The following is an 11,261-nucleotide window of genomic DNA, read 5'->3' on the forward strand; positions in this document are numbered from 1 at the left end:
TTAACCCGCCGTTGCACGCGAGATGGCGGGTTAAAGGGAACCCGCTCTACGTGCTGAAACAAGGCACGCTCCGGTATGACATGCATCGCCACAGCAAGTCGATTTCCCTCGGTCCATCGGTCGGCCACGCGGAAGTCATCGGCGGACCGGGAAGCTTCATCTTATTGACACATGAGCAACGCCTGTTGCGAAGTTGGTATCGTGTGTTGATCGAACGACCGACAGGTGCAGCGTGGGCAGTGATCAGATAGCCGAGATTGCGCCCGGTGTGAGAGAAGCGCTCGCTGGCGGCCCCTCTTGGTGCGTGACATTTGAGATTTCTGGCAATCCAAATCGATGGGTTCAGTTCACTGCCGGCACAATTAACGCAGCCTATCCCCATGTCGAAGCGCCTGGCCCGCGTCTCGGTGCGTTGGGATCGTTCGCAGCGGAGGAATGGGAGCCCAATAAATATGTTAAGGGGACGTTAGCGCTCGAAGACGCCAGATCAATCGCACGTTGGATAGATCGCTACTTTGCCGAGGTTCTTGACTGCGATTGGGACTATTCTGTCGACCTGGAATTTGGCCGTTGAGGCTGCTGCCGGATGCTCCATCCGGATTATTCTATCGTCGACGTGCTGCCGAGAAAATCTGCAGGCCGTTGCATGCGAGATGGCGGGTTAAAGGGAACCCGCCCCACGCGCTTCTCGCGCTCCCGCGTCAGGTTGCCGACCGGCGTTGGAGCAACGCCGCAAGGGTTGCCATGTTCCATACATGGCGCCGCGCCACAGCCATTCCACTGGCCCATAGAGATACCGCTGCAACCAATACGCGCTGAGGGCGACCTGCAGGACGTAGACACCGATACCGATGGCGAGAGCGGCCGCAACTCCAAGCCTGCCGAACAGGCCAAGCCCATACCCATAGAAGAGCCAGCCGAAGATCACGGATTGCATCAGGTAGTTGGTGAACGCCATTCGTCCGATCGGTGCGGCCCACGCCAAGAGATTCCGGCCCCTTGCCTTCTCCGTTGCCCAAATGATTGCCGCACCGTAGCCGCACGCCAGCAGCACCGTACCCAAGCGTTCGACCAAGACCTCTGTTCTCCATCCCATACGGAGCCACTCATTCTCGTGCGTCACCGCGAGGGCTCCACCAACAAGGACTCCAATAGCTGCCAGGAACGGCAGGCACCGGCTCGCTCGCGATCCTGTACGGAACAAGTCCGCGCGCCATGCCGCCGCGCCGATAAGCATCAAGGCGACCGTTCGCGGAAATATGAATAGATGCAGAGGCAGAAGCCCGGGCAGCTCGTGGACGCGAAAGGCCTGCACGGCCGCAAGGCCGCCAGAACCATAGATGTGCGCGGCGTCGGCGACGTTATTTGTCATCCAGGATCTGCTCGGCATCGACGCTATCGGCGGCAAGAAGGAGGATATGATGAATACCGCAAGCAGGGCGGCTCCCACGATGGCCGGTAGCCGTGATGGGCCGAATAGAAACGGCAGTACGACAAAACCCGCGATCGCGTATTCGAAGAGAATGTCGCCATTCCAGATGAGGACGAGATGGGCGGCGCCGATGAGCAAAAGGAACGCCAGCCGTCGAACGAGCAATGCAGTACGTCGGTAACTCGCCGACAAATGATCGTACTGGATCGCAAGGCCCACTCCGAAGAGGAGTGAAAACAGCGCGAACGCTTTCAGATCGATGCCGATCATCAATATCGAATGAAGCGCGCGATCGAGCCAAGTGCCGTCAATCGGCGCTGGCAGGAACCGCTCGAAAATCGAGACCCGGAACACCGTGACGACGTTGATCGCCATAACACCGAACAGGGCAATGCCTCGCGCAATGTCGATCGCGGCTATTCGATCTGAGGGTGCGATCGGGCCAGCATCCGAGGCTGCGACAAGTTGGAGTTGTTCGCTTCCGGACTGCATCGTAACCATGTTACTTCTCGCGCCGACGTAAGAGTTGGTGCGTCGGACGATCCACAATAACGCGCAGCTACCCAATGTCGGCTATCTGCGACGATGCTCAACAACACGAGATGGCGGGTTAAAGGGAACCCGCCCTGTACGCGCTGCAACATCCTTGAGGAGGACGCGTCGGCGTCCTCGGATGGACCCGCTACTCCGCTGCGATCTGGCGCGGCGCGGGTGGCGGGTTGACGAGATCGGCGGCGAGCTGGGCGTAGCGCGCTTTCGCGTCCTGCACCGCCTTCTCCTTCACCGGCCCGTAGCCGCGGATGCGATCGGGCAACGACAGCAATTCGATCGCGGTGTCGAGCGTCACCGGCGACAGCAGGCCGAGCACGGTGGCGACGTCCTTCTCATAGCCCGCGATCAGGTCGCGTTCGAGCCGGCGGTGGGCGCTGTAGCCGAAAATGTCGAGCGGGGTGCCGCGCAGCCATCGCAGCTTCGCCAGCAACCGGAACACCGCCAGCATCCACGCGCCGAACGCGCGCTTCTTTGGCCGCCCCAGCGCGTCGAGCTTGCCCGGAAGCAACGGCGGCGCCAGGTTGAAATTGAACCTGAAGTCGCCTTCGAACTGCTCGCGGAGCTGCTTTTCGAACCGGCCGTCGGTATAGAGCCGCGCCACCTCGTACTCGTCCTTGTAGGCGAGCAGTTTTGCATAATTGATCGCGACCGCGCGCGGCAGCGCGTCGCCATAGCTGCCCCTGGTCGCGGCGTCGCGAACCTGATTCACCAGATCGCGGTAGCGCGCGGCAAGTTTGGTGTCCTGATAGTCGGTCAACAGCGTGCTGCGATGGGCGATGACCTCATCCAGCGTCATCTCGTCCAGCGTCTTCGGCGCGACCGTCTCGTCCTGGTCCTTCATCATCGCGATCAGCCGCGCAGGATCGGCGGCTGCCAAACGGCCCAGCTGGAACGCCTGAATATTCAGCTTGATCGCAACGCCGTTGACCTCGATCGCCTGCTCGATCGCTTTCGCCGACAGGGGCAGCAGGCCTTTCTGATAGGCGTAGCCCATCATCATCATGTTGGTGGCGATGGAATCGCCGAGCAGGACTTCGGCGGGTTTTGTGAAGTCGAAGAACGAGGAATCCCTGCGCAGCGCGGTTTCCAGCACATGATTGACTTTGCGGGCCTGGAAATTGAAATCGCGGTTGAGGATGAAGTCGGCGATCGGGATCAGGTGGGTGTTGATGACGCCGATGGTGCGGCCGGATTCGCAGAGCGTCATGGTTTCCCTGGCGGCCGCCACCACCTCGTCGGCGGCGAGCACAAGATCGGCGGTGCCGGTGACGATGCGCGAACAGGTGACGTCGGCGGTATGTTCGGACAGCCGCACATGGCTCAGCACCGCGCCGCCTTTTTGCGCAAGGCCCGACATATCGAGGATCATCGAGGCCTTGCCCTCGATATGCGCGGCCATGCCGAGCAGCGCGCCGATCGTCAGCACGCCGGTGCCGCCGACGCCGCCGACTGCGATGTTATAGGGCCGCGCCAGCGAGGGCTGCGAGGCGGGTTCCGGCAGGTCACCGATCTCACCCAGCCCCGCCGGCACGCGGCGGCGCAGCCTGCCGCCGTCGACGGTGACAAAGGACGGGCAAAAACCCTTCAGGCAGGAATAGTCCTTGTTGCAGGTCGACTGGTTGATCGCGCGCTTGCGCCCCATCTCGGTCTCCAGCGGCTCGACCGAAATGCAGTTCGACTGCACCGAGCAGTCGCCGCAGCCCTCGCACACCGCCGGATTGATCAGCACCCGGCGCGCCGGATCCTCCATGGTGCCGCGCTTGCGGCGGCGGCGTTTTTCCGCCGCGCAGGTCTGCACGAACACGATGGCCGAAGCGCCCTTGACCTGACGCAGCGTCTTCTGGACCGCGTCGAGTTGGTCGCGATGCGCGGTCCTGGTGCCCGGCGCGATTTCGCTTGCCGGATAGGTGTCGGGGTTCTCCGAGACGAGATAGATGTCGCGGATGCCTTCGGAGTGAAGCTGGAAGGTGATCTGCTGCGGCGACAATTCGCCGTCGACATGCTGGCCGCCGGTCATCGCGGTCGCGTCGTTGTAGAGGATCTTGTAGGTGATGTTGGCGCCGGAGGCGACCGCCTGGCGGATCGCGAGGCTGCCGGAGTGGAAATAGGTGCCGTCGCCGAGATTGGCGAATACGTGCTCTTCTTTCGTGAACGGCGCCACGCCGACCCACGGCACGCCCTCGCCGCCCATATGGGTGAAGGTTTCGGTGTTGCGGTCCATCCACAATGCCATGAAGTGGCAGCCGATGCCGGCAAAGGCGCGGCTGCCTTCCGGCACCCTGGTCGAGGTGTTGTGCGGGCAGCCCGAGCAGAAATACGGCGTGCGGGTGATCGGCGCCACCGCCTGCATCTGCGTCGCCTGCCGGCCGTTGAACCAGTCGGCTTTCGCGCGCAGCATCGCGGCGATTTCCGGATTGAGATTGAGCCGCAGCAATCGCTCGGTCAGTGCACTTGCGAGCGACGCCACGCTGAGCTCCTCGGCGAACGGCAGAAAACGCTTGTCGTGGTCGTCCATCTTGCCGACGATGCGCGGCCGGACGTCGTCGCGCCAGTTGAACAGCTCCTGCTTGACCTGGTTCTCGACGATCTCGCGGCGTTCTTCGATGATGAAGATTTCCTCGAGTCCGACCGCGAATTGCCGCACGCCTTCCGGCTCCAGCGGCCAGGGCATGCCGATCTTGTAGAGCCTGAGCCCGATTTTCGCGGCGACATCCGGCGTGACGCCGAGCTCGCGCAGCGCCTGGCGGATATCCTCGTAGCTCTTGCCGGATGCCATGATGCCGTAGCGGGCATTCGGCGAATCCATGGTGACGCGGTTGACCTTGTTGGCGCGGGCAAAGGCGACCGCGGCAAAGCCCTTGTAGTCCTGCAGGCGGCGGTCCTGGTCGTAGCGGTCGTCGGGCCAGCGCAGATTGAGCCCGCCCGGCGGCATCTCGAAATCGGTCGGGATGACGAAAGGCGTCATCTCGTCGGTGAGATCGATCTCGGCGGTGGTCTCCACCGTCTCCGTGATCACCTTCATGCCGACCCAGCAGCCGGAATAGCGCGACATCGCGATCCCCAGCAGGCCCATCTCGATCATTTCATGGATGCTGGAGGGATAGAGATAAGGCATCAGCGCGGAGATGAAGGCGTGGTCGGACTGGTGCGGGACGGTGGAGGATTTGGCGCCGTGGTCGTCGCCGGCGAGGCACAGCACACCGCCGTTTTTGGCCGAGCCGGCCGCGTTGCCATGGCGGAACACGTCGCCGCAGCGGTCGACGCCGGGGCCCTTGCCGTACCAGATGCCGACGACGCCATCATGCCTTGCGCCGGGCGACAGATTGAGCTGCTGCGAACCCCAGATCGCGGTCGCCGCCAAATCCTCGTTCACGCCGGGCTGAAACCTCACGTTGTATTGCTCGAGGTGTTTTCGGGCGGCGAACAATTGCTGGTCGTAGCCGCCGAGCGGGGAGCCGCGATAGCCGGAAACGAAGCCCGCGGTGTTGAGCCCCGCGGCGCGGTCGCGGCGGATTTGCGCCATGGGCAGGCGAACCAGTGCCTGAATGCCGGTCAGGAAGACATGGCCGGTGCCTTGGGTGTATTTTTGATCGAGACTGATCGGACCCTGGTTGATTCCCATTCCACCCTCTTGCCCTGAAACGTGTAAGCCCTTGGTCGCGCCGACGTTTTTTGACTGGTCGCGCCAACGCATTGGCGCCACTCTATGTCGGTTTTTGCAGCCGGCGCAGCACAAATTTCGGACATCGAGCCGCGCTTTCGAAAATCGCAATTTCCTGCCGGGAGCCGCCCCGCCTCTTTTCGGTTCGTGTCGTCCGGAGCCCCCTCCTTGAAACGCACAGCATCCCCCTCCCCCCGATTTCGCGCTATAAGGTCATGAAGGAGCCATCGGTACAGGAACGACATCGGGCCATGCGGGCGATTCTCCCTTGTTTGCTGTTGTGCAGTGCGTTGGCTGGCGGTGAAGGCCGTGCCCAACCGGCGGAAGAAGCGCTCGCCCTCGGCCAGGCGCTGACGGTCGCAGGCGATTGCGCGAGCTGCCATACCGCCGACCCCGCAAAACCGTTCGCCGGAGGGAAACGGATCGATACGCCCTTCGGGGCGATCTATTCGCCCAACCTGACACCGGATCGCGAGACCGGCCTCGGTGCCTGGAGCGACGAGGATTTCTACCGCGCACTCCGCTTTGGCGTGGCGCCCGACGGGTCGCATTATTATCCGGCGTTCCCCTATCCCTATTTCACCAAATTGACCCGTGACAACATCCAGGCGATCCGGGTCTATCTGGCCACGCTGACGCCGTTCCAAAATCCGCCGCGGCCGCCGGAACTGCGCTGGCCGTTCAACCACCGCTTCGTCATGCGGGTCTGGAACTGGCTGTTTTTCAAGCCGGGCATCTATCAGCCCGACCAGACCAAAGGCACGCCATGGAATCGCGGCGGCTATCTGGTCGAGGGCGTGGCGCATTGCGGCGGCTGCCACACGCCGAAGAACATGTTTGGCGCCGACCAGAGCGGCCAGCGCTATGGCGGCGGCCGGGTGCAGGGCATGTTCGCGCCACGGCTCGATGGCGCCGAACGCAGCGGGCTGAAATCGTGGAGCGTGGACGATATCGTCGAATATCTGCAGAGCGGCCGCAACGGCCGCAGCCATGCCGGCCAATTGATGTCGGAGGTCGTGGCCAATTCGACCTCGAAAATGAGCGACGCGGACGTGCGCGCGATCGCCGTCTATCTCAAGGGTCTCCCCGCCGGCGCGCCGGAGCCCGCCATTATCCCGCCGCCGCCCGCGCAAATGGCCAGTGGAGAAAAAATCTACAAGGTCGAATGCACCGCCTGCCACGAAGCCGATGGCTCCGGCACGCCGCGGATCTATCCGCCGCTGCCGGGCAACGCCAATCTGCAGTCGGCCGATCCCGCCAGCACGCTGCGCATCATGCTCGATGGTGCCGAGACCATGACCACGCCGCGTGCGCCCAACACCGGCTCGATGCCGGCTTATGCAAAACTGTCGGATCAGGAGATCGCCGATGTCACGAATTACATCCGCAATGCCTGGGGCAATGCGGCGCCGCTGGTGACGCCGGCGCAGGTCGCCAAAGCGCGGCGCAACAGGTGATGGCGTTTGGGTTCCCGAGGTTTCGCTGCGCCAAAATCGGGCAAATCCGGAACCTGGCCCGCGTTCAGCGGTTGGTATGACAGCAACAACCGCAAACGGCCAACGATCCTGTTCAACCGCGCGCAGCGGACATTGGATTGCCCGCCGCGCTTGGTTTGATTTCACCTGAACATCTTGTTCAGCTCGCCGCCGGGATAGCCATTCGCCAGCTCCGTGAAGGTCCCCTGCTCCGCCATCTCGCGCGCAGCCTTCATGAAGCCCGCCCACGCCGAGCGCGCCAGCGAGCCGCCGACACTGATGCGGCGCACGCCGAGATCGGCCGCTTCCGCTTGCGAGAGCCCGGATGCGCCGATCAGGAGGTTGACCGGTTTTGGATGCACGGCCTTCACGATCGCGGCGATATCTTCCCTGGTCTTGATGCCGGGCGCATAGAGGCAATCGGCGCCGGCTGCCGCATAGGCGGTCAGGCGGTCGATCACCATCGCGAGGTCCGCCTGCCCAACCAGATATCCCTCGCAGCGGCCGGTCAGCAGCACGCCACTGTCGATCGCATCGATCGCCTTGCGCGCCGCCCTGATGCGCTCGATCGCCAGCGCGGATTCGTACAGCGGCCTTGCCGAATCTCCGGTGGAGTCCTCGATCGACAATCCCGCCACGCCGGTTTTCACCGCGCGCGCGACATTGGCCCCGACTTGTTCCGGTTCGCGGGCGAAGCCGCCTTCGAAATCGGCGTTGACGGGCAGATCGACGGCCGCGCACAGCGCGGTGAGATGATCGCAGACGTCATCGAGCGAAACGTGGTTGTCGGCCTTGCCGATCGTCCAGGCAAAGCCCGCGCTGGTGGAGGCGAGCGCCTTGAAGCCGAGATGCTGCAATGCGCGGGCGCTGCCGACGTCGTACGGGTTGGGCAGGATGAAGCATCCGGACCCGTGCAGGTTCCGGAAGGTGGCGCGCTTGTCCGCGGTCGTGACCGGCATGGTTTCTCTCCCTGTCTTTCCGTTCGCGTTCAAAGATAGCGGCGTGTGGCTGGCGGCGCCACAAAGGAAGAATGGATTGCAATGACGGAGCCAATCTTCAAGTCCGCATGTAGCCGCTTGATCGACGTCAATGCTTCGGCTATCATCGAACTATGAAAGCTGGCCCCGATATCGCCATGGTCGCAGCCCTGGTCGGCGATCCCGCGCGCTCCAACATGCTTACCGCGCTGATGACCGGCCGCGCGCTGACCGCGAGCGAACTCGCGCAGGAGGCCGGCATCACGCCACAGACGGCGAGTTCGCATCTGGCGAAGCTGGAAGCCGGCGGCCTGATCGAGCCGGAGAAGCAGGGCCGCCACCGCTATTACCGCCTGACCGGCCCCGATGTCGCCGGCGTGCTCGAAGGGCTGGCGGGCCTCGCCGCCCGCGCCGGCCACATGCGCGTGCGCACCGGGCCGAAGGACCCGGCGCTGCGCCGGGCCCGGATCTGCTACGACCATCTCGCCGGCGATCTCGGGGTGCAGATGCTCGACAGCATGAAGAGGCAGCGGCTGGTGCGCGAAAGCGGGCAGGCGATCGAACTCACGTCGGAGGGCAAGCGCTTCATGGCAAGTGCGTTGCAGATCGACGCCGATACGCTGGCCCACCCGCGCCGCCCGATGTGCAAGGCCTGCCTCGACTGGAGCGAGCGGCGTCATCATCTCGCCGGCACGCTGGGGGCCGCGATGATGACGCGCTTCACGGAACTGAAATGGGCCGCGCGCGATTCCGCGCCGGGCAGCCGCGTCGTCAATTTTTCACGAAATGGCGAGAATCGGTTTGCCGCGCTGTTCGGGAGCGGCGAATGAGGCGCCGGCGAAATACGGTGCCGGGTTTTCTCGCCGTTCGACAACGAATCACCAGCATTCATTTCCTATTCAGGTCCCGGTACTAGGTTCGGAACCGCGCCGCGTTGCGGCCAAAAAAAGGGAGAAAACATGAAGTACCTTTTCGCAGCAGTTTTGGTCGCCAGTTCCGTTGCGAGCTTTGGCGCAGCGAACGCCGCGGGCGGCTGCGGCCCTGGCTGGCATCGCGGTCCCTATGGCGGATGCCAACCCAACCGCGGCGTCGTCGTGGTCGAGCGGCCTCTCGTGGTCGAACGACCAGCGGTCGTCGTGGTGCCGCGCGGCCGTGTCTGTCCTTACGGCACCGTCTGGCGGTATGGACGCTGCCGGGTGGTTTATTGAGAACCAGATTGACGGACGAAGGCAAAACCCCGCTCACGCGGGGCTTTGTTTTTGATGCAGGCCTTGCTGGACCGCCGCAGCCGGTAGCTGCTCCCTTCTGCCGAGGTTCCTACCAGCCGTTGCGGAAGCAGCGCCTGCCGAACGGGCCGGGGTGCCAGCCGCGCGGGCAATTGTAGAGCGGACGGCAGCCGCCATAGGGACCGCGGTGCCAGCCGGGACCGCAGCCGCCGGCGACGATGACGGTATTTTCCGACGCAGCCTGCGACTGGCCGAGCGGCGCCAGCGGCATGGCCTGGGACGCCGGGACCGCGGCAAGGCCGAGCCCGATCGCCAACGCCGATACAGCAAGGATCTTCATGAACGTTCCTTTTTCTGGTTGGTACGATTGCGACGACAATTGCGGATCGAGGCAAAACGATCGGCGCTCCGGCAATCTTCCGCCCTACCAGTAGCGGCGGTGATGCCAGTGGCGGTGATGACGCCGGTGCCAGCCCCGATGGCGGCCTCGACGCCAGCCCCAATGATGCCCGTGCCCGTGCCCGTGGTGGCCCCAGCGCACTTCCTCGGGCTTGAGGTGCTCGACCTCGCGCGCATTGGTGACGGCGGGTTGGGCGTCGGGACCGGCAGGGGTCCGTCCATCTTCATGAAGCGGATGCGGCGAAAGCGGCGCGGCCTGCGCGCTGGCAGCGAGCGTGGCGGCTCCGGCGGCAAGGCCAAAAGCAAGTTTCAGAAAGTGTCGGCGTTCCATGACATCTTCCTCCTTGGTTCACATGCATCGTTGATCACGGGCAGAGTTTGATCGTGCCAAGATGAATGCACGCTGAACTCTTCATTCAGAAAGCACGGAGGTCTCGGGTCGTCGTTGTCGAACAACGAATCGCCTTGCGCCGCGCATCGATTTCATCGCTGTCGGCCGCCACATCTGATGTCACAATGCTATGATGATATCGGCTCCCGCATCGTGACATTGAGGTGACGCCAATGCCGTTTCGCCGACGTTCCGCCGTTCTCTCCGCGCTCTCTGTGCTCGCCTTGACGGCCAGCGCCGCGGCGCAAGGCGTGCCGCCGCCGCGCGAGGCGCAAATCGGCCCCCGCCCGTTCTATCTCGTCGACAAGATGAAGGACGGGCCGCTCAAGCGCGAACTCGGTCAGTGCACCGGGCCGTTCCGCAAGAGCGATTTCTCCATCGGCCATCGCGGCGCCGCGCTGCAGTTTCCCGAGCACAGCAGGGAATCCTATTCCGCCGCGGCCCGCATGGGCGCCGGCGTGATCGAGTGCGACGTCACCTTCACCGGGGATCGCCAACTGGTCTGCCGGCATTCGCAATGCGACCTGCACACCACCACCAACATCCTGTCGGTGCCGGAACTGGCGGCAAAATGCTCGCAAGCCTTCAGCCCGGCCGACCCAGCCACGGGCAAGAAGGCTACGGCAAAATGCTGCACCAGCGACATCACGCTCGCCGAATTCAAGCGGCTTTCGGCCAAGATGGACGGCTTCAATCCGGACGCGACCACCGCAGCCGATTACCAGAACGGCACGCCGCGCTGGCGCACCGACCTCTACAGCAATTCCGGCACGCTGATGACCCATGACGAGAGCATCGCGCTGATCCGGAGTTTTGGCGCAAAATTCACCCCGGAACTGAAGGCGCCGGAGGTGCCGATGCCGTTCGACGGCGACTACACCCAGGAAAAATACGCCACCCAAATGCTGGCCGCCTACAAGGCGGCGGGCATTCCGGCGAGCGAGGTATTTGCCCAGAGTTTTAGTCTCGACGACATTTTGTTCTGGGTGAAGACCGCGCCTGATTTCGCCGCGCAGGCAGTGTATCTTGAGGATCGCTACGAAAAGCTCGGCCTCGACCCAAACAAGCCCGGGACCTGGAAACCGTCGATGACGGAATTGAAGGCGCAAGGCGTGAAAATCCTGGCGCCGCCGATCTGGGTGATGCTG

General features: G+C 63.6%; 10 protein-coding genes. 5 read left to right on the top strand and 5 right to left on the bottom strand.

Going from position 1 to position 11,261, the window contains the following annotated elements:
• Positions 1-251 (top strand): hypothetical protein (locus WCE35_RS13215; protein WP_424593796.1); only part of this gene is annotated, 251 nt, incomplete at its 5' end.
• Between the two features lie 410 nt (positions 252-661).
• Here the strand turns inward: WCE35_RS13215 and WCE35_RS13220 are convergent.
• Both WCE35_RS13220 and WCE35_RS13225 read right to left on the bottom strand, forming a co-directional pair.
• A complete protein-coding gene (locus WCE35_RS13220; protein WP_424593797.1) occupies positions 662-1,933 on the bottom strand; it encodes a DUF418 domain-containing protein in 1,272 nt (423 codons plus the stop codon).
• A 181-nt stretch (positions 1,934-2,114) separates the two neighbouring features.
• Positions 2,115-5,606 carry an indolepyruvate ferredoxin oxidoreductase family protein gene (locus WCE35_RS13225; protein WP_424593798.1) on the bottom strand — a complete coding sequence of 1,164 codons (3,492 nt, stop codon included), beginning with the start codon at positions 5,604-5,606 and terminating at the stop codon, positions 2,115-2,117.
• Positions 5,607-5,896: 290 nt separating this feature from the next.
• On the opposite strand from WCE35_RS13225, the gene WCE35_RS13230 reads away from it, so the two are divergent.
• Entirely contained in the window at positions 5,897-7,102 is a 1,206-nt protein-coding gene (locus WCE35_RS13230) for a cytochrome c (protein ID WP_424593799.1), read from the top strand.
• A 161-nt stretch (positions 7,103-7,263) separates the two neighbouring features.
• Here the strand turns inward: WCE35_RS13230 and WCE35_RS13235 are convergent, their stop codons facing one another.
• On the bottom strand, positions 7,264-8,079 hold the full coding sequence (locus WCE35_RS13235) for an isocitrate lyase/PEP mutase family protein (protein WP_424593800.1): 816 nt from the start codon (positions 8,077-8,079) through the stop codon (positions 7,264-7,266).
• Between the two features lie 152 nt (positions 8,080-8,231).
• On the opposite strand from WCE35_RS13235, the gene WCE35_RS13240 reads away from it, so the two are divergent.
• The gene (locus WCE35_RS13240) at positions 8,232-8,927 is read left to right on the top strand and encodes an ArsR/SmtB family transcription factor (RefSeq protein WP_424593801.1); all 696 of its coding nucleotides are present in this window, start codon (positions 8,232-8,234) and stop codon (positions 8,925-8,927) included.
• 129 nt (positions 8,928-9,056) lie between these two features.
• A complete protein-coding gene (locus WCE35_RS13245) occupies positions 9,057-9,305 on the top strand; it encodes a GCG_CRPN prefix-to-repeats domain-containing protein (RefSeq protein WP_424593802.1) in 249 nt (82 codons plus the stop codon).
• 109 nt (positions 9,306-9,414) lie between these two features.
• Here WCE35_RS13245 and WCE35_RS13250 read toward each other — a convergent pair whose 3' ends face one another.
• Together WCE35_RS13250 and WCE35_RS13255 are read right to left on the bottom strand one after the other, a co-directional pair.
• Positions 9,415-9,663 (bottom strand): GCG_CRPN prefix-to-repeats domain-containing protein, encoded by a 249-nt coding sequence (locus WCE35_RS13250; protein WP_424593803.1) that lies wholly within the window; start codon positions 9,661-9,663, stop codon positions 9,415-9,417.
• Between the two features lie 84 nt (positions 9,664-9,747).
• Entirely contained in the window at positions 9,748-10,053 is a 306-nt protein-coding gene (locus WCE35_RS13255) for a twin-arginine translocation signal domain-containing protein (protein ID WP_424593804.1), read from the bottom strand.
• Between the two features lie 233 nt (positions 10,054-10,286).
• Here WCE35_RS13255 and WCE35_RS13260 point away from each other — a divergent pair.
• Positions 10,287-11,261, top strand: a 975-nt coding sequence (locus WCE35_RS13260) for a glycerophosphodiester phosphodiesterase family protein (RefSeq protein WP_424593805.1), incomplete at its 3' end; no start/stop codon positions are given.

This window comes from Bradyrhizobium sp., assembly GCF_049691595.1.
Lineage (GTDB): Bacteria > Pseudomonadota > Alphaproteobacteria > Rhizobiales > Xanthobacteraceae > Bradyrhizobium.

Bases quoted from the DNA above. Each gene is read 5' to 3' on its own strand.
- WCE35_RS13220 (WP_424593797.1), bottom strand. From the start codon at position 1,933: ATGGTTACGATGCAGTCCGGAAGCGAACAACTCCAACTTGTCGCAGCC.
- WCE35_RS13225 (WP_424593798.1), bottom strand. From the start codon at position 5,606: ATGGGAATCAACCAGGGTCCGATCAGTCTCGATCAAAAATACACCCAA.
- WCE35_RS13230 (WP_424593799.1), top strand. From the start codon at position 5,897: ATGCGGGCGATTCTCCCTTGTTTGCTGTTGTGCAGTGCGTTGGCTGGC.
- WCE35_RS13235 (WP_424593800.1), bottom strand. From the start codon at position 8,079: ATGCCGGTCACGACCGCGGACAAGCGCGCCACCTTCCGGAACCTGCAC.
- WCE35_RS13240 (WP_424593801.1), top strand. From the start codon at position 8,232: ATGAAAGCTGGCCCCGATATCGCCATGGTCGCAGCCCTGGTCGGCGAT.
- WCE35_RS13245 (WP_424593802.1), top strand. From the start codon at position 9,057: ATGAAGTACCTTTTCGCAGCAGTTTTGGTCGCCAGTTCCGTTGCGAGC.
- WCE35_RS13250 (WP_424593803.1), bottom strand. From the start codon at position 9,663: ATGAAGATCCTTGCTGTATCGGCGTTGGCGATCGGGCTCGGCCTTGCC.
- WCE35_RS13255 (WP_424593804.1), bottom strand. From the start codon at position 10,053: ATGGAACGCCGACACTTTCTGAAACTTGCTTTTGGCCTTGCCGCCGGA.